At 63.8% G+C, this 16766-nt stretch carries 17 protein-coding genes and 1 tRNA gene; 13 read left to right on the top strand and 5 right to left on the bottom strand.

All coding sequences use genetic code 11. From position 1 onward, the window contains the following. The first annotated feature begins 49 nt into the window (after positions 1 to 49). A complete protein-coding gene (gene nreA, locus R6U53_RS03790; protein ID WP_410321036.1) occupies positions 50 to 1330 on the top strand; it encodes a DNA repair protein NreA in 1281 nt (426 codons plus the stop codon). Between the two features lie 196 nt (positions 1331 to 1526). Further along, complete coding sequence (locus R6U53_RS03795) at positions 1527 to 2618, top strand: DUF373 family protein (RefSeq protein WP_410321037.1); 1092 nt, start codon at positions 1527 to 1529, stop codon at positions 2616 to 2618. A gap of 6 nt (positions 2619 to 2624) precedes the next feature. On the opposite strand, the gene R6U53_RS03800 is transcribed toward R6U53_RS03795, so the two are convergent. Together R6U53_RS03800 and R6U53_RS03805 are read right to left on the bottom strand one after the other, a co-directional pair. Beyond that, a complete protein-coding gene (locus R6U53_RS03800) occupies positions 2625 to 3401 on the bottom strand; it encodes a hypothetical protein (RefSeq protein ID WP_410321038.1) in 777 nt (258 codons plus the stop codon). Positions 3402 to 3433: 32 nt separating this feature from the next. Continuing rightward, positions 3434 to 4207, bottom strand: coding sequence for a helix-turn-helix transcriptional regulator (locus tag R6U53_RS03805; RefSeq protein ID WP_410321039.1), 774 nt, complete (start codon positions 4205 to 4207; stop codon positions 3434 to 3436). 240 nt (positions 4208 to 4447) lie between these two features. Between R6U53_RS03805 and glmM the strand changes: the two genes are divergently transcribed. Further along, entirely contained in the window at positions 4448 to 5824 is a 1377-nt protein-coding gene (glmM, locus tag R6U53_RS03810; protein WP_410321040.1) for a phosphoglucosamine mutase, read from the top strand. A 13-nt stretch (positions 5825 to 5837) separates the two neighbouring features. On the opposite strand, the gene R6U53_RS03815 is transcribed toward glmM, so the two are convergent. Together R6U53_RS03815 and hisI are read right to left on the bottom strand one after the other, a co-directional pair. Then, positions 5838 to 6992, bottom strand: a complete 1155-nt coding sequence (locus tag R6U53_RS03815; protein WP_410321041.1) for a hypothetical protein — start codon at positions 6990 to 6992, stop codon at positions 5838 to 5840. Positions 6993 to 6999: 7 nt separating this feature from the next. Then, positions 7000 to 7362, bottom strand: coding sequence for a phosphoribosyl-AMP cyclohydrolase (hisI, locus tag R6U53_RS03820; RefSeq protein WP_410321042.1), 363 nt, complete (start codon positions 7360 to 7362; stop codon positions 7000 to 7002). A 143-nt stretch (positions 7363 to 7505) separates the two neighbouring features. Between hisI and R6U53_RS03825 the strand changes: the two genes are divergently transcribed. Both R6U53_RS03825 and R6U53_RS03830 read left to right on the top strand, forming a co-directional pair. Then, the gene (locus tag R6U53_RS03825; RefSeq protein ID WP_410321043.1) at positions 7506 to 7955 is read left to right on the top strand and encodes a hypothetical protein; all 450 of its coding nucleotides are present in this window, start codon (positions 7506 to 7508) and stop codon (positions 7953 to 7955) included. Positions 7956 to 8044: 89 nt separating this feature from the next. Continuing rightward, complete coding sequence (locus tag R6U53_RS03830) at positions 8045 to 8470, top strand: ribbon-helix-helix protein, CopG family (protein ID WP_410321044.1); 426 nt, start codon at positions 8045 to 8047, stop codon at positions 8468 to 8470. Between the two features lie 12 nt (positions 8471 to 8482). Here R6U53_RS03830 and R6U53_RS03835 read toward each other — a convergent pair whose 3' ends face one another. Then, positions 8483 to 8938 carry a DUF5814 domain-containing protein gene (locus R6U53_RS03835; protein WP_410321045.1) on the bottom strand — a complete coding sequence of 152 codons (456 nt, stop codon included), beginning with the start codon at positions 8936 to 8938 and terminating at the stop codon, positions 8483 to 8485. Between the two features lie 118 nt (positions 8939 to 9056). On the opposite strand from R6U53_RS03835, the gene R6U53_RS03840 reads away from it, so the two are divergent. From R6U53_RS03840 to R6U53_RS03875, 8 genes are all read left to right on the top strand, one after another. After that, positions 9057 to 9127 (top strand) — tRNA-His (locus R6U53_RS03840). Between the two features lie 385 nt (positions 9128 to 9512). Further along, complete coding sequence (locus R6U53_RS03845; protein ID WP_410321046.1) at positions 9513 to 10004, top strand: HNH endonuclease; 492 nt, start codon at positions 9513 to 9515, stop codon at positions 10002 to 10004. A 41-nt stretch (positions 10005 to 10045) separates the two neighbouring features. Next, a complete protein-coding gene (locus tag R6U53_RS03850) occupies positions 10046 to 10771 on the top strand; it encodes a competence/damage-inducible protein A (protein ID WP_410321047.1) in 726 nt (241 codons plus the stop codon). A 32-nt stretch (positions 10772 to 10803) separates the two neighbouring features. Next, the gene (locus tag R6U53_RS03855) at positions 10804 to 11178 is read left to right on the top strand and encodes a cupin domain-containing protein (RefSeq protein ID WP_410321048.1); all 375 of its coding nucleotides are present in this window, start codon (positions 10804 to 10806) and stop codon (positions 11176 to 11178) included. A 120-nt stretch (positions 11179 to 11298) separates the two neighbouring features. Next, positions 11299 to 14532 carry a carbamoyl-phosphate synthase large subunit gene (gene carB, locus R6U53_RS03860; RefSeq protein ID WP_410321049.1) on the top strand — a complete coding sequence of 1078 codons (3234 nt, stop codon included), beginning with the start codon at positions 11299 to 11301 and terminating at the stop codon, positions 14530 to 14532. 82 nt (positions 14533 to 14614) lie between these two features. Further along, positions 14615 to 15172 carry an HD domain-containing protein gene (locus R6U53_RS03865; RefSeq protein ID WP_410321050.1) on the top strand — a complete coding sequence of 186 codons (558 nt, stop codon included), beginning with the start codon at positions 14615 to 14617 and terminating at the stop codon, positions 15170 to 15172. Beyond that, positions 15169 to 15558 carry a hypothetical protein gene (locus R6U53_RS03870; protein ID WP_410321051.1) on the top strand — a complete coding sequence of 130 codons (390 nt, stop codon included), beginning with the start codon at positions 15169 to 15171 and terminating at the stop codon, positions 15556 to 15558. Before R6U53_RS03865 ends, R6U53_RS03870 begins: the two co-directional genes overlap by 4 nt. A 42-nt stretch (positions 15559 to 15600) precedes the next feature. After that, positions 15601 to 16749 (top strand): CBS domain-containing protein, encoded by a 1149-nt coding sequence (locus R6U53_RS03875; RefSeq protein ID WP_410321052.1) that lies wholly within the window; start codon positions 15601 to 15603, stop codon positions 16747 to 16749. The last annotated feature ends 17 nt before the right edge of the window (positions 16750 to 16766 follow it).

A 16766-nucleotide genomic window follows, 5' to 3' on the forward strand; every position in this document is an offset into this window, starting at 1 on the left:
AGCTTCGCACGCCCGAATAGCATTTTACGGTCGGCCCCGAACGTCACGCATGCGCCTCGACGAGTACGTCGACGACCTCGACCGCGACGAGTCGGTCGAACTCCGAAAGCTCGCCGAGGAGAAGTCGTACGCTGTCACGGAGTTCCTCGACGACGCCCGAACCAGATTCGACGAGACGCTCTCGGGTGAGACACTGGTCGGCTCGACCGCCCCCTCGGTGTTCGTCGGCCGATCGAGCTATCCGAACGTATCGGCGGGCCTCCTCTCTCCCGTCGGTGACGAGGACGCCGCCGCCGACTACGCGACGACCGGCGAGTGGTACCGACGCGGGTACCAAATCGAAGACGTTTTTGAACGCCGGACGGGTCTGTTGAACTCGACGCGACGCTCGAACGTCGACGTGTACGACGTGTGGGACGGGTTCGTCGGCACCCAACGCGAGGTTGCGATCGCGGATCGCCCGGTCGATATCGAGTTGGGGCTAGACGGCCGCCCGGGGTTCGCTCTCGACGGCACGCTCGAGGATATCGCCGCACCGCGCGGCCCACGTGTCGGTGCCGATAGCGCGCGCGTGACGGAGAACCCGTCGGTACCGCGGGCGATCGAGAAGACGCTCTCGGACGACGATTGGCGCGCCGAGGGAGCGATGACGTATCTCTACCGGCGCGGGTTCGACGTGTATCAGATCAACAACGTCCTGTCGGTCGGCGCGCTCGGCCAGGGTGATCACCGTCGACTCGTCCCGACTCGGTGGTCGATCACCGCCGTCGACGACACCATCGGCCAGTATCTCCGCGGGACGATCCGTAACGCGTCCTCGATCGACCAAACGCTGGTGTGGCACGCCGACTACATGGGCAACGAGTACTGGGTCGTCGCCACGCCCGGCGAGTGGGAGTTCGAACTAATCGAGCTGAAGGCGCCGGGCAGCATCTGGAACCCCGATCCGAACGGTCACCTCTACATGGCGGCCGACGGTGAGGGGTATGAGGGGCGGCGCGGCTACGTCGAGGAGACCTCCGGCGCGTACTACGCCGCTCGCCTCGGCGTCCTCGAGGCGCTTTCGGAGCTAGCTCGGCAGGCGAAGGTGTTCGTCGTCCGCCACGCGACCAACGAGTACTGGGCACCCGTCGGAGTCTGGCAGATCCGCGAGTCGATCCGCGATGCCGTCGAGAGCGAACCGGCCGTCGCAGAGAGCTTCCACGGTGCCGTCAGCGAACTCGTTCCCCGACTCCCCGTCTCGATGGCCGACCTTCGCCGAAAGTCGACGATGGTCGCGGGCATCCAAAGCGATCTCTCGGCGTTCGGCGCGGGGATCGGTGATCCCTGATATGCCCGCCCTTTTCAGCGGTCCCGAGCTGCTCGTCGTTCTCTTCTCGGTCCTCCTTGTCGCCCTTCCTGGTGCGTATCTATACATGATGGTTCGCGAACGTCGCCCGCTAGCGCGGCTCAGGCGCCGATGGCGATAGCAGTACAGCGCGGGGGAAGGGACTTAACCTACGGCGTGAAACGACCTGTAACGAGCGATGCTTCTCATCCTCTGTGTCGATCTCGACGACGACCTCGGCCGGAAGACAGCGTTCGACACGCCCGTCATCGGCCGCGATGCCGTCGAGAAGGCCGCCGTCGCGCTCGCAACTGCTGACCCCGAGGATTCGGACGTGAACGTCTGTTTTCAGGGCGTCCACCTCCACGATAGCATCGAAGACGAGTCCGTCGAGGTGGCGATCGTCACCGGAACGGTGAAATCCGACGTCTCCGCGAATCGGAAGGTCGGCGAGGAGGTCGACACCGTTCTCGCATCTCTGTCGACGGGCGAGGACGTCAAAGCCATCGTTGTCACCGACGGCGCTCAAGACGAGAGCGTGCTGCCCGTCATCCGATCGCGAGTGCCGATCGACGGCGTTCGGCGCGTCGTCGTCAGACAGGCTCAGGACCTCGAATCGATGTACTACACGTTCAAACAAGTGCTCGCGGACCCGGAAACGCGCGGGACGATCCTCATTCCGCTCGGCATCCTGCTTTTGATCTACCCGATTTCGATCCTCGCGGAGATGATCGGTCTCCCGGGCTCGTCGCTCGGCGTTATTTCGGCGCTGTTGGGGTTATACATCCTCTTTCGCGGGCTGGGTCTCGAGGACACGATCGACCGGACGCTCGAACGCGTGCGCGTCGGGCTCTTTTCGGGTCGCGTCCAGCTCATCACGTACATCGTTGCGACGGCGCTCGTTATCGTCGGCGTCGTAGGCGGGATCGAAGCGACGGAGGCGCTCGTCGAAACCGACTCCGAGCCGGTTCAGACCGTCGCGGCGTTCGTCTACGGAGCCGTCCAGTGGATCGCCGCCGCCGGCGTCGTCGCTGCACTCGGGCGGATCACCGACGAGTATCTCAGCGGTGGCTTCGAGTGGCGCTATCTCAACGCGCCGTTCTACGTCGTCGCCATCTCCATCGTTCTCCACGGGATGAGCGCCTTCTTCGCCGCGCTCCCGTTCGCCGGACTGTCGTATCTCGCGGTAACGCTGACGACCGGAACCTTCCTGGGTCTCGCGAGTACGCTCGCCTTCGCGGTCGCCGAACAGCGCTATCCGAGGGATCGTGATACCGAGCTCACGGGCTGAGATGAGCTATACGACTGCGATCCCCGAGACGCCCGAGAGGCCGAGGGACCGGTGTCGCCAGCCGTCACCGACGTTCGCGAGGAAGACGCCGTCGGCCGTGACGGCGTAGACGCCGTCGCCGCATGCGATGTCGACGATCGACCCATCGACCGGAAGTGCAACTGCCGTCCACGTCCCTCCCGAAGAGCGCGCATAGAGCGTCTCACGCGTCGCCGCGTGAGCCCGATCGCCGTCGCTCGAAACGCACGTGAAGGAGCCATCGATCGAACGCATCCAGCCGTTGGCGAGGTAGTACAATCCCTCGGCGGTCCCGGCAAGCGGCGTTCCGGCGCTCGAAACGTCCCGAACCGCTTCGAGTCCGACGTGGGTTCCATCCAATCGGTGGACGCCCGACGTTGCGGCGACCATGTCGCCGTCGATGGCCCGGACCCCGTCGATCTCCGCCACAGTCTCCCAGGCTCCGTCGTACCGTGCGACGCGTTCTCCATCGGACGCGACGAGGCTGTCGTGGTAGTCGACGGCGACCGCGGCTCCGAAGTCGGTCCCGTAGAACCCGTCATCGTCTCCGACAAACACGTCGTCCGGCGTCCCGACCGCGAGGCGTCTTCCGTCGGACGCAACCGCCGTCGTTTCGCCGCGGTGTTCGAGCGAGAACTCCCCGACGATGTCGTCAGAGACCGCGACTCGGGCGAGTCCAAACTCGGAGGCGACGAACGCAGTCGTCGCCTCGTCCCCCCCGGCGAAGACGCGCTTTTCGGTGAGACTGCTGTCCTCATCGCTCATGCTTCCTTTCGGAGTGTCGACACCGAAAGCGTTTATATTCGCTCCGCGCAATCGAATATGCGCTCGAAGGTACGCTCTCCCCATGCGAGAACGTCTCGACAGTCGGTGAACGCCGCGCCGACGAGCAGTCCATCCTCGTAGCCGAATAGCCCGAGCGTGTCCGAATCGAACAGGACGAGCGCGTAGGGGAGTTCCTCGGAAACGCTGTATAGATCGAGTCCGTCCGCGGTCACCGCCTCGCCGAATCGTTCGTAGCTGGATTCCAATCGAGTCATCGCATCGACTTCGGTGACGATAGTCGCGGTCTGCTCGTCCGCCTCGACGTTCGCGTGAATGTCGCCGAGGAACCGGGGCATCCCCGACGGCGAGAGCACTCGGAGGTGGTCGGCCCGCTCGCCGAGATTCGACAACCGATCCAAGGGCCGCTCGGGCGCGTGTCGTCCCGGAACGGCGATCCGCCCGTGTTCGAACAGCGTCGGCGGTAGCTGTTGATCGTCGGGAAGGGTCTCGATGAGTCTTCGTCCGGCGTCGAGGCGGCTAAGCCGGGCGATGTAGTCGTCGTGGCGCTGCCAGGCGAGTCGACCGAAGCCGGTCAGTGCGTACCGTCCGTTCTCCTCGGTGATGAGTCCCGCTTTCTGAAGGCGCTGTAACGACTTGTAGACGGTCGAACGCGAGACGTCGAGTCCGTCGCGGAGGTCGCGCTGGTCGCGTGGCGCATCCGCGAGCAGTTCCAACAGTGGCGCGCGCTTTCGTAGGATGTCCGCGATGGCCTCGACATCGGTGGGAGTCGGTTCCGGTGACCGCATCTTTTGCCGCTTGTGCCGCCGATGTTCTGAACGTTTCGCCTCTCGAGACGAGTCCGAAGATTCGAACACCGTTCGGTATACGAACGATGGGGTGGCGTTTAACGTAAAGTGGTCGCGCCCTCTCGGTTCATCTGCGAACCGCTGACGCTTTTGCCCTCCATCCTCCGACGGTGTGCCGTTCGCGTTCGACTCCGGATCAGGTGTCGGAATCCCTTTGATGTTCGCCGACAAGGTGCTGACATGGATGTATTCGGATCGAGCGGGGTTCGCGGCGTCGTCGGCGATGGGCTGACGGTGCCGTTCGTCGGACAGGTCGCGTCCGCCGCCGGTCGGGTTCTCGACGCCGAAACGATCGCTATCGCACGGGATACGCGCACGACTGGCCGTATGCTCGCCGATATCGCGGCCGGGAATCTGGCGTCAGCCGGCGTCTCCGTCGACCGTCTCGGGATCGTCCCCACGCCGGGTGCGCAGGCGTACGCCGAGCGCCACGGCGTTCCGGTCGTGATGATCACCGCCAGTCACAATCCCCCGGAGTACAACGGTGTCAAACTGATCGGTAGCGACGGGATCGAACTCCCCGAACGGACGCTCGAACGCATCGAGGCCGAACTGTCCGGCCCGGACGCCGCCTCTGTCGGATACGCCGACGTGGGTGCGACTCGACGAGTCGAGAGCGCACCGGACGAGTACGTTCGCGAACTCCTCGCGAGACTCGACGCCGAGGGACGACGTGACCGGATAGCCGAAGCCGACCTCACCGTCGCGCTCGATCCCGGTCACGGCGCCGGCTGTCTCACGAGCCCGCAGTTTTTCCGGAAACTGGGCTGTCGAGTCGTGACGGTCAACGCCCAGCCCGACGGTCACTTCCCCGGTCGTGACCCCGAACCGGTCGCCGGCAACCTCGACGATCTCCGACGGCTCGTGCGCGTGACCGACGTCGACGTCGGTATCGCCCACGACGGCGACGCCGACCGCGCGATCTTCGTCGACGAGAACGGTGCTCACATCGGCGGTGAAGCGTCTTTCGCCGCGCTCGCTGCCGCGGAACTCGACGCCGGTGACACCGCCGTTTCGGCCGTCAACGTCTCACAGCGAATCGTCGATATCGTCGACGATGCGGATGCCGATCTGGAACTGACGCCGATCGGGAGTACGTATCTCATCACGCGGATACGAGAGCTCCGCGGCGATCGAACCCCGATTCCGGTAGCGGGGGAGGGCAACGGTGGAATCCTCTTCCCCGAGTATCGGATCGCCCGCGACGGAGCGTACACGGCGGCTCGGTTTCTCGATCTCCTCGTCGACCGGCCCGCCAGCGAGGTCGCCGCCGCGTACGACGGCTACGTCAACGTTCGCCGAAACTTCACGTTCGACGATCCTGACGAGCGCGAGGCGATGCTGGACGCGGCAGAGACCCACGCCCGCGCGGCCGACGCCGAGTTGACGACAATCGACGGCTACCGCCTCGATTACGGCGACGCGTGGGTGCTCGTTCGACCGAGCGGAACGGAACCGCTCATCCGCCTATACGCCGAGGCGCGGGACGAACCGAGAGCAGAGACGCTACTCGACGAGATGTACGAGGCGACGGTTCAGGAGCGGGCGCGGCCGTAGGGGTTCGAGCCGTTCAGTCCGTGTGTTCGTCGAGACTGGATTCGAGAGTTTCGAGCGCCTCCCGAGCGGTTCCGAGCGCTTCTTCGACCTCGCCGCGTTCGAGTCGTTCTTGCTGTTTCTCAGTGAGCTCTTCGGCGGCGCGCGCGGCCCGACGTATCCGTTCGTATTCGTCATCGCGCGTCAGGGACCGTATCTCACGGAGCGTCGCGACCGCCGTCTCGTCGCCGAGCCGCCCGACGATTCCGACGAGCTCGTCGATCCGAAACCGGAGCCGTTCGGCCGTCTCCGGCGGCCACTCGACGTTGAGTGGCTCCGCCGACAGCCGTTCGAGGTAGGTCCGGTTCGTCGCCACGCGCCGTTTCAGCAGATCCGCGTCGTCGACGTAGTGGGTGAGCTTCGACGGGGAGTACGTCGCGTACTCGAGGAACTTCTCGATCGGATACTCCCCCGCGTCCCGGCTTCGAACGTATTCGAGTAGTTCGGCCGGTGGCGCTTCGTAATCGACGAACGGTGTGTGTGCGGCACCATCGACGAATTCGAGGAACGTTTCAGCGGTCGCCTCGCGCCGGAAGGTCTCGAAGGCCTCCGCGACTCGTGCGTTATAGGCCTCGATCGGGCCGTGGAGACGGTCGATCGGCGCGCCGAGATCAGCTTCACCCAACTCCGCGAGCCGCTCGAGCGTCCGGATCCGTTCGCGGAGCGCGCGTCGTTGCTCCCCGGCGCGCCGTTTCGCCGCCCGGTGCTTCTCGCTTGCCGATTCTAGGTCCGCCCGAAGCCCCGCGTACCGCCTCGCCGGCGCGAGCGCCTCCCGCGCGGCGTCGAAATCCCCCGATCGAAGGGATTTCGAGACGCCGCCAGTTTTGACGCAGTCGTCGGCGTCGACGAACGCGTCCCGTTCCGGAACGTCGTCGGGGATCGATTCGAGGGTTTCCGCCAGATCGTTCCGGAACTTGACGTACCCCTCGAAGTCGTCCCAGTCCGTCGCTCGCTCCTCCCAGCGATCCAGCACCGCCTCGACCGACCGGTACGCGTCGGCGACCGTCTCTAGTTCCTCCCGATCGAGCCCTTCGTCGGCCAGTTCCGAACGGAGCCGTTCGATCCGCGCTGCGGTGGCTCGGAGGTCCTCGGTGGCAGCCGCGGCGGTCGCGATCACGTCTGCGTCGTTCATCGTCGGATCACTCGTACACGTCGTCCGGATCGAACACCCGGTCGCCGACGATCTCTCCGTCGAGCGTTCGATAGAAACAGCTCTCATAGCCCGTGTGACAGGCTCCACCCTCCTGCTCGACGAGATAGAGTATCGCGTCGCCGTCGCAGTCGATTCGGATCTCCTCGATCCGCTGGACGTGGCCGCTGGATCCGCCCTTGTGCCAGAGTTCGTCGCGGCTCCGCGAGTAGTAGTGTGCCTCGTTCGTCTCGCGGCTTCGTTCGAGCGCCTCCCGTGTGACGTAGGCCAACATCAACACGTCACCGCTGTGGGTGTCCTGTGCGATCGCCGGTAACAACTCGTTCTCGTCGAAGGCGAGATCCACGCTCATTGTCGAGTAGTCGACGCTCGCTGGAATAGGCCTTTTCGTTGGGGCATCGAAGGGGTCCGCGAACACGGACCGTGAGTGTCTCGCGCTCGAATACTTCCCACGATCATATCCATTACCAAGGGGCGCGTAGTGATTCGAGTGTTATGAAACGACGTACACTGCTCTCGATGACCACCGTGATCGTCGCAGCGACCGCCGGCTGTAGCGGGAACGAGAACGACACCGATGGTGGGGGCAATGGAGGAAACGGAGGGGAAACCGGTGACGACACGGATGGTGAGTGTGAGCAAGACGTGCTCGTCGACACGACCGAGACCGTCGCGGCGGGCGACGCGTTGACATACGCGTTCGAACTGAACGAGGGATGGACGCTCGACATGATCATCGAGTCGTTGGGGGAGGGTGCGCGACCGACGGTCCACCTGGAAGACCCTGAGGGGACCCTCGTTCTCGAGGAGGGGCCTGCCGAACTGATCTACGAGCTGGTCGAGATCGGTTCGAGCGGCGAGCACACGCTTCGGATACGCAACGAAGATCTCGAAGCGAGCGGCGAGTTCGACGTACGGGTCGACCACGTCAGTCCGGCCTGTTGATCGTGGCCGTGCGACCGTCGACTCGCATCGACCGGCGGACACGCGTCTGACGAACGCTTATATGGGTGGGATCACGAATTGTGACAACGATGGGCAACAAGAACAAGACGATCTCCTTTCGGGTCAACGAAGAGGCGTTCGAGACCCTCCGAGAGATCGCGGAGGAGCGGGATATCTCCCTCTCGGCCGTGTTCCGCGACTACGTGGACACCCTCGTTGCTCACGACGGGCAGGTCCGTGTCGTCCCCGAACACGAGCTCAAGGCCGGCAGCGCCTCGGAAACCGCGTCCGCAGCCGAGAGCTTCCCTCCGAAGGTTGAGGTTCCCAAGAGTTTCGTTCGCGAACACGAACGGCTGGAGTTAGAGGCTGAACACCTCCGCGAACAGCTCGACGAGTACAAACAGTACGTGACGCGACTCAGCCAGCAGGTCGAAGAGCAAGAGGCCGAGGACATCATCCAGCTCGAAGATCTCGACGGGGACGAGAGCGAAGAAGAGCCCTTCAGACTCGGGTAAGACCCACTTTCGCTACCGCGATAGCTCCCGCTTTCGCCGTTCGATCCGCTCGCCCGCTTCTTTCTGACCGTCGACGTCCGCCAGCCGCTCGGCCGCTTCGAGCGTCCTGACGGAGTCGTCCAGGAACGAGAGTACATCGCCCGGGTATGCGTACAGCATGTAGTCATCGCCCATCACGTCGACGATGGCCTCGGGGCCGAGTCCCTGTGCCCTGAGTTCGAGCAGGTAGGCGACGAACGTCCGCTCGGGACACCCGCAGTGGGGGTGGCCCTGACAGTCACAATCGAGGAAATCCTCGGCGAATTCGAGGACCCGATCCCGTGAGGCGTCATCGAGTTTCGCGATCCCGTCGCCCGAAAAGAGGATATCGAGCGTCGCCCCGGAGAAGGCGCTCTTCGGGAAACTCGTCTCCAACTGCGAGGCGAGCTGTCGGTGATTTTTAACGTATATTTTGTCCGTTATCGCCACGTTCGAGCGTAGTCGGTCACCGTTGAAAAACCCACGGACGGCGTGTGCGCCTCTCTTGCACGCGTCTGGAAAAGACGAAACGTATATACGCCCGACTTGGCTTATGTTCAGTTGCGTGTCCGGGTTGGGGTAGTGGTATCCTCCAGCCTTGTGGTGGCTGGGACGTGGGTTCAATTCCCGCACCCGGACTGATAAATTTTCCATAATTTATGTCGGTGAGTACTGTCTCACGAAGATTTTTCTGCGAATGGTGGATTAACCGATGCGATGCATCAGTGCCCATCGTGCGAGGGTTCGTTCGAAACTAGACGGGGATTCGGTGTCCACCACAGTCGCGTACATGGAGAGCAGTTACCGAACCGGACCTGTGACTACTGCGATGCCGAGTTTCACTCGCCGTAGGAAAAACGGTACTGTTCAAAAGAGTGTCTGGATGCTTGGGACTCGTTCGAGGGAAAGAACCACCCGAACTGGAAAGGTGGCAAAGAAACGACGAAGTGTGTGATCTGTTCGGCGGAGTTCGAATATTATCCGTCTGAGAAGCGGGGATTGTACTGCAGCACGTATGTCGGGGATGAACAGTGGAGATATCGACCAGATATCGCTGGCGAAAAGCATCCCCGATAGACCGGGGACACGGGAGTTCGACTGTGACCACTGCGGTTCGACGGTCGTTCGACAATCGAAGAACCTCACCGGAGAGCACCTCCTCTGCAGCGACGACTGCCTGTACGAGTGGCTCTCGGAGACGTTCACCGGGGAGGGTCACCCAAACTGGAAGGGCGGGTCGACGCAGAACTACGGCCGAGGCTGGCAACGCGTCAGGAAGCTGGCACTCGAACGGGACGGCCACGCGTGCGTGGTCTGTGGGGCGACGAAGGCCGAACTGGGCCGCAACCTCGACGTCCACCACATCGTTCCGGTCCGCGCGTCCGTCGAGACGCCGGTGGCGACTGAGTTCGACGCGCACCACCTCGAAAACGTCGTTTGTCTCTGCCCGGCCTGTCACCGGAAGGCCGAGTTCGGGCAGCTCGAACGGGCCGAACTACCGGCCACACCGTCGTGAACGCCGAGTCCCTTTTTATATTGGCGGGCCTGCGATAAGATATGAACGCGGCCCTATTGACCGTCGGCGACGAACTTCTCGCCGGGGATACGGCGAACACGAACGCGACGTGGATCGGTGCCCGACTCGCCGAGCGCGGCGTGACGGTGAAACGCGTGCTGACCGTCCCCGACGAGACGGCGGTGATCGCCGAGGCGACGCGGCGATACAGCGACCAGTTCGACGCCGTCATCGTGACCGGCGGGCTCGGCGGGACGCCCGACGACATAACGATGGACGGCGTCGCGTCGGCGTTCGACCGCGACCTCGTCGAGAACGACCTCGCGCGTGCTGACGTGGAGCGCCACCTCGAATCGATCGCGGACGCGTATCCGGATCTCGACGTCGATATCTCCGCGGAGGCGGAGATACCCGAGGGAGCGCGACCGCTGTTGAACAACGCCGGGCTGTCGCCGGGCTGTGTCCTCGAAAACGTCTACGTTCTCCCCGGAATCCCCTCCGAGATGAAACGGATGTTCGAGGACGTCGCCGAGGAGTTCGACGGGGACGTCGACACGCGCTTTCTGTACACGCAGGAGCCGGAGGCGAACCTCATCGGACGTCTCGACGAGGTTCAACAGCGTTTCGGCGTCCGCGTCGGCTGTTACCCGGACCGAGAGGCGGGACACAACCGCCTGAAAGTCAGCGGGACGGATCCCGAGTCACTCGCCGATGCGGAGGCGTGGCTCCGAGAACGGGTCGCACTCTCTCCGTCTCCGAAGGAGTAACTCCCAAGACGTCAGGGGCCGTGGTCGTTCGTATGTCCGAGACACTACAACCAGTGATCAAACGAGCAGAATCGATCGAGTACCACACCGTCGACGCCGGTGAAGGCTTCCGAAAGAGCGTCCTCATCGGCCCCGAGGACGGCGCGCCAAACCTCGCGATCCGGCGATTCGAGTTGGAACCGGGCGCGTCCGTGCCGAAACACACGAACGAAATCGAACACGAGCAGTACGTCCTCGAAGGCCAGTACACCGTCGGAATCGACGGGGAGGAACACACCGTCTCCGCGGGCGATGCGCTCCTCATCCCGGCAGGTGCGGTCCACTGGTACCGAAACGACGGCGATTCCCCGGGTGCGTTCCTCTGTGCGGTTCCCAACGGCGATGACGCGATCGACGTTCTCGAGTAATCCCGCTTGTCCCTCGTCCACAGGTCGTCTCGAACGCCTCCGATTCGAAATTCGAACTCGGATTACGAATTCCGTATTCTTTCGCCGGGCTTATTACGATGTACGGACTTCGGTCGAACAATGCCAGACGAGGACCGTACTATTTTGCTCATCGGCAGCGGACCGATCCAGATCGGACAGGCGGCGGAGTTCGACTACTCGGGCGCGCAGGCGTGCCGAGCGCTCAGAGAGGAGGGTGCTCGGGTCGTCCTCGTCAACTCGAATCCCGCGACGATCATGACCGATCCCGAGATGGCCGACAAGGTCTACGTCGAGCCGATCACGACCGAGGCCATCGCCGAAGTCATCCGCACAGAGAACCCCGACGGCGTCATCGCCGGACTCGGCGGTCAGACGGGATTGAACGTCACCGCCGAACTCGCGGAGGAGGGCGTCTTAGAGGAGTACGACGTCGAGATCATGGGTACGCCGCTCGATACGATCTACGCCACCGAGGATCGTGATCTCTTCCGCGAGCGAATGAAGAAGATCGGCGAACCGGTCTGTAGCTCCGAGACGATCTCCTCGATGGACGAGATCGAAGACGCCGTCGAGGCCGTCGGTGGTCTCCCGGTCATCGCCCGCACCGCCTACACCCTCGGCGGTTCCGGATCCGGTGTCGTCGACGAGATGGACGAACTCAAAGAGATCGCGCGCAAGGGCTTTCAGCTCTCCCGCAACCACGAGGTACAGATCACCGAATCGATCGCCGGCTGGGTCGAACTCGAATACGAGGTAATGAGAGACGCGGACGACTCGTGTATCATCATCTGCAACATGGAGAACATCGACCCGATGGGGATTCACACCGGCGAATCCACGGTCGTCACGCCGTCGCAGATCATCCCGGACGAGGCACACCAGAAGATGCGCAACTCGGCGCTGAAGGTCATCCGCGAGTTGGGTATCGAGGGGGGCTGTAACATCCAGCACGCCTGGCGCGACGACGGCACATCGTCCGGCGAGTACCGCGTCGTCGAGGTCAATCCTCGCGTCTCCCGATCCTCCGCGCTCGCCTCGAAGGCGACCGGGTACCCGATCGCCCGCGTCACGGCGAAGGTCGCGCTGGGGAAACGCCTCCACGAAATCGAAAACGAAATCACCGGCCAGACGACCGCCGCCTTCGAACCGGCGATCGACTACGTCGTCACGAAGGTCCCCCGATGGCCGAAGGACAAGTTCTCCGATGTGGAGTTCGAACTCGGTCCGGCGATGAAGTCGACGGGCGAGGCGATGTCGATCGGCCGAACGTTCGAGGAGTCGCTTCTGAAGGCGCTTCGCTCATCCGAGTACGATCCGGCCGTCGACTGGACCGACGTGGACGACGACGAGCTCGAATCGGCGTACCTCGTGCGGCCGACGCCGGATCGCCCCTATGCGATCCTCGAGGCGTTCGACCGCGGCTACACCGTCGAGGAGATCCACGACCTGACTGGGATCTACGAGTGGTACCTCGAGCGCTTCGGTCGGATCGTCGAGGCCGCAGAGGCCGCCCGCCACGGCGAGTTCGAGCCCGCGGCCGACGCCGGCTTCACGAACCAAGAGATCGCCGCCATCGCCGGCGGGGAGTTCAACGACACGCACGCCTCTTGGCTCCCCGCGTCGGTCGTCGAGATCGAGGCCGAGGAGGGTCGCCCGGTCGAGACCGACGGTTCCGGAACCACCGTCGACGACGTAGAGGCCGGTACGTCTCCGCGGACGTACAAGCAGGTCGATACCTGCGCCGGCGAGTTTCGCGCTTCGACGCCGTACTACTATTCCGCGCGCGAACCGCCGACGGGCTGCGGCGCGAGCGAGGTACAGGTCGACCGCGACGTCGAGTCGGTCGTCGTGGTCGGAGGCGGCCCGATACGTATCGGACAGGGTGTCGAGTTCGACTACTGCGCGGTCCACGCGGTCCACGCCCTACGCGAGATCGGAATCGACGCGCACGTCGTCAACAACAACCCGGAGACGGTTTCGACGGACTACGACACCTCCGACGGCCTGTTCTTCGAGCCGATCACCGCCGAGGAAGTCGCCGATATCGTCGATGTGACCGGCGCGGACGGCGTGATGGTCCAGTTCGGGGGGCAGACCTCCGTCAACGTCGGCGAACCGCTCGAGGCGGAACTCGACCGCCGCGGTCTCGACTGTGAGATCCTCGGCACCTCCGTCGAGGCAATGGATCTCGCCGAGGACCGCGACCGGTTCAACGTCCTCATGGACGAACTCGGAATCAGCCAGCCCGAGGGCGGCACCGCAACGAGCAAGACAGAGGCGCTCGACCTTGCCCACGAGATCGGTTACCCCGTCCTCGTCCGACCGTCGTACGTTCTCGGCGGCCGCGCGATGGACGTCGTCTACTCCGACGAGGAACTCGAGGAGTACATCGAAGAGGCCGTTCGCGTCGCGCCCGACAAGCCGATCCTCGTCGACGACTTCCTCGCCGACGCCGTCGAACTCGACGTGGACGCGGTCGCGGACGGCGAGGATGTCCTGATCGGTGGTATCATGGAACACGTCGAGGCGGCCGGCGTCCACTCCGGCGATTCGGCGTGTATGATCCCACCTCGGTCGCTATCGCAGGACGTCCTCGAGCGCGTTCGTGAGGTCGCGCTCGAGATCGCGCGTGCGCTCGAAACCGAGGGACTGTTAAACGTTCAACTGGCCGTCCGCGACGGCGAGGTGTACGTTTTAGAGGCCAATCCCCGATCCTCGCGAACCGTCCCGTTCGTCTCGAAGGCGACGGGCGTGCCGATCGCGAAGCTCGCCGCGAAGGTGATGGCCGGGAACTCGCTCGCCGAGCTCCAGACCCACGAGCAGATCCCCGAACACGTATCGGTAAAGGAGGTCGTCCTGCCGTTCGACCGACTGCCTGGCTCGGATCCGCGTCTCGGCCCCGAGATGAAATCGACCGGTGAGGTGATGGGGACGGCCCGATCGTTCGGAAAAGCCTACCTGAAGGCCCAGTCGGCGACCGGGAAAGGAATCCCGACAGAGGGTACGGCGATCGTGGACCTCGGAACGCTGCGTGGGATGTCCCAAAAGAACGAGGACATCTCCGACGTGTGGGACGGCGCCGAGCGCCACTTCGATGTGCGCGAGCCGGACGCGTTCGACGATATCACCGGTGCGCTGCGCGACGGCGAGATCGACGTCATATTCTCTCGCGATCGCGACGTGCTCGAGGTCGCCGTCGAGGAGGGGATCACCTACTTTTCGACGGTGCCGAGCGCCCGGGCGACCCTCGAGGCGCTCGAAACGGTCGAGGAACCGCTCGACGTGATGGCTCTCTCCGAACGCCCGACCGAGCGCAGAAACTGGGGCAAATAGCGCCGAACACCCCATATGGGTGACCCTATTCTCCGGAGGGGTCCGTCCGTAGGGTTTAGTTCACCGACGCCGACACCCGCATATGGATATCGAAACGGTATTCCCGGAACTCGAGGTCATCGACGACGATACGCTCCGTTCGGGCGTCGTCGCGTCGTGGACGACCGCCGCGGAGGACAACGGGATCGGCGTTACCGAACTCGAGCGGTTCCCGTGGTTTCCGCCGGCCCAACACGAACTCGGGATGGCCGCTGACGACGTGCTTCTCGTCGATCACGTTCGAGACGTGACCGATTGTGCGGTCGGCCTCGCTGAGCCGCTCACGCAACGCGACTACGTCCCCAACATCGACATGGATACCGTGATCGCAGGTGCGCTCGTCCACGACGTCTCGAAGCTCTACGAGTTCGTCGGGATGGACCGAACCGAGATCGGACGACTGCTCGGGCATCCGTACTTCGGTGTGTCGGTGACGGCCCGTGCGGATCTCCCCGTCGAGATGGCGCACATCGTCCTCTCGCACACGCCGCGAACGAACGTCGAACCGGCCACGCTGGAAGCGGAACTCATCCGCCGTGCCGACGAAGCGGCGGCGACCGCGATCCACGCGAACGTACTCTCGGATCTGCGGGACACATGAGCGACGAAGATTCGTCGACGGGGGCGTTCGACGGCGGGCTGCGCTCGCCGCTTCGACTCGTCTGCTATGGGCTGATCCTCTCGGGGCTCCTAACGCTTCTCGTCGCCACTGTCAGCACCCGCCCACACGGGATCACCGCGTTCGGCCTCGGCGGGTTGGCGGTCTCGACGCTCGTCTTCGAGCGGACGCAGGGCGGCGCGATGGGTCTCTCGCTGGGGTTTTTGACCGGCTCCATCGCCGCGTGGCTGTGGCCGACGATCGGGGACGGCGGGTTCTACTTCCTCGGGGCGGTGTTGGTGACGGCCGGTGCGGTCAACGCCGTCTTGCTCCCGCCGTTCTATCGGCTGGGACAACAACTCGGTGCGGGCAGTCGTCCACCCCAGTGAGGTACTTTCAAGAGCCGTCGCAGCGAAGGCAACGGGAGAGAGATGAATATCGCAGATATCGCCACCGAGGAGTTCATCCAGGTGGACACCGACGAGCGGCTCGGAAAGGTTCGGTCCATTTTCGAGCGGGAGAACCCGAAGGGAATTGTGGTCACCGAAGACGGCGAGTACGCGGGCGTACTCACCGAACGACAGCTGCTCCAGTCGCACATCGCCGACGACGCGAAGGTGAACGTGCTCGCTCGGAGCAACGTACCGCGGGTGGATCGGGAGTCCGGAATCCGTGAGGTCGCGCGAATGCTCGTCGAGGGCGGAACGAAAGTCGCCCCCGTCTTCGAGAACGGCGAGTTATGGGGGATCATCACCGAGGACAAAATCCTCGAAGCCGTCATCGACAACCTCGACGTCCTCACAGTCGAGCAGATTTACACCGAGAACGTCGTCACCCTCAGAGATGACGACCGACTCGGCAAGGTCATCAATTATCTGCGCGAGAACGATATCTCCCGGCTCCCCGTGGTCAACGAGAACGGACGGCTGACCGGGATGGTGACGACCCACGACATCGCCGAGTTCGCCGTTCGAACGATGGAGCGACAGCACAGGGGCGATCGGTCAGGGGACACGGATCGGATGCTCGATCTCCCGGTCTACGATCTGATGAACAGCCCCGTCGAAACGATCGGTCGAGACGAGACGGTCACGGCCGCCGTCGAACGGATGTTCGAACACGACTACGCCGGCCTCGTCGTCACGCCGGACGACGAGAACGAGACGACCGTCGCAGGGATCCTCACGAAGACCGACGTACTTCGGGCACTCACCTACACCGAAGAGGAAAACATGGACGTACAGATCACGAACATCGAGCTGCTCGATACGATCTCCCGCGGCGACATTCAAGCGGCGATCGCGGACGTGGCGGACAAATATCAGGCTATGCAGGTCCAACACGCACACGTTCGGCTCACCGAACACAAAGAGCGACTCCGCGGGACGCCGCTGATCCACTGTCAGATCCGCCTCCGAACGAATCACGGGCAGGTCGCCGGTTCCGGTGAGGGATACGGTGCCGAGACCGCGTTTCACGTCGCGCTCGACAAACTCGAACGGAACGTCCTCGAACTGAAGGGGATCCGTGCGGACGAGCAGTACGAGGGGCAGCTACTCCGAAAGCTCAACGAACTGTAGCCTCGCTGATTTTCGAC

The organism is Natronomonas sp., assembly GCF_046483325.1.
In the GTDB taxonomy this organism is placed as follows: domain Archaea; phylum Halobacteriota; class Halobacteria; order Halobacteriales; family Haloarculaceae; genus Natronomonas.

Bases quoted from the DNA above. Each gene is read 5' to 3' on its own strand.
- R6U53_RS03830 (WP_410321044.1), top strand. From the start codon at position 8,045: ATGGGCAACAAGAACAAGACGATCTCCTTTCGGGTCAACGAAGAGGCG.
- R6U53_RS03870 (WP_410321051.1), top strand. From the start codon at position 15,169: ATGAGCGACGAAGATTCGTCGACGGGGGCGTTCGACGGCGGGCTGCGC.
- R6U53_RS03795 (WP_410321037.1), top strand. From the start codon at position 1,527: ATGCTTCTCATCCTCTGTGTCGATCTCGACGACGACCTCGGCCGGAAG.
- glmM (WP_410321040.1), top strand. From the start codon at position 4,448: ATGGATGTATTCGGATCGAGCGGGGTTCGCGGCGTCGTCGGCGATGGG.
- hisI (WP_410321042.1), bottom strand. From the start codon at position 7,362: ATGAGCGTGGATCTCGCCTTCGACGAGAACGAGTTGTTACCGGCGATC.
- R6U53_RS03865 (WP_410321050.1), top strand. From the start codon at position 14,615: ATGGATATCGAAACGGTATTCCCGGAACTCGAGGTCATCGACGACGAT.
- R6U53_RS03805 (WP_410321039.1), bottom strand. From the start codon at position 4,207: ATGCGGTCACCGGAACCGACTCCCACCGATGTCGAGGCCATCGCGGAC.
- R6U53_RS03815 (WP_410321041.1), bottom strand. From the start codon at position 6,992: ATGAACGACGCAGACGTGATCGCGACCGCCGCGGCTGCCACCGAGGAC.
- R6U53_RS03855 (WP_410321048.1), top strand. From the start codon at position 10,804: ATGTCCGAGACACTACAACCAGTGATCAAACGAGCAGAATCGATCGAG.
- R6U53_RS03875 (WP_410321052.1), top strand. From the start codon at position 15,601: ATGAATATCGCAGATATCGCCACCGAGGAGTTCATCCAGGTGGACACC.
- R6U53_RS03850 (WP_410321047.1), top strand. From the start codon at position 10,046: ATGAACGCGGCCCTATTGACCGTCGGCGACGAACTTCTCGCCGGGGAT.
- R6U53_RS03800 (WP_410321038.1), bottom strand. From the start codon at position 3,401: ATGAGCGATGAGGACAGCAGTCTCACCGAAAAGCGCGTCTTCGCCGGG.
- carB (WP_410321049.1), top strand. From the start codon at position 11,299: ATGCCAGACGAGGACCGTACTATTTTGCTCATCGGCAGCGGACCGATC.
- nreA (WP_410321036.1), top strand. From the start codon at position 50: ATGCGCCTCGACGAGTACGTCGACGACCTCGACCGCGACGAGTCGGTC.
- R6U53_RS03825 (WP_410321043.1), top strand. From the start codon at position 7,506: ATGAAACGACGTACACTGCTCTCGATGACCACCGTGATCGTCGCAGCG.
- R6U53_RS03845 (WP_410321046.1), top strand. From the start codon at position 9,513: ATGAACAGTGGAGATATCGACCAGATATCGCTGGCGAAAAGCATCCCC.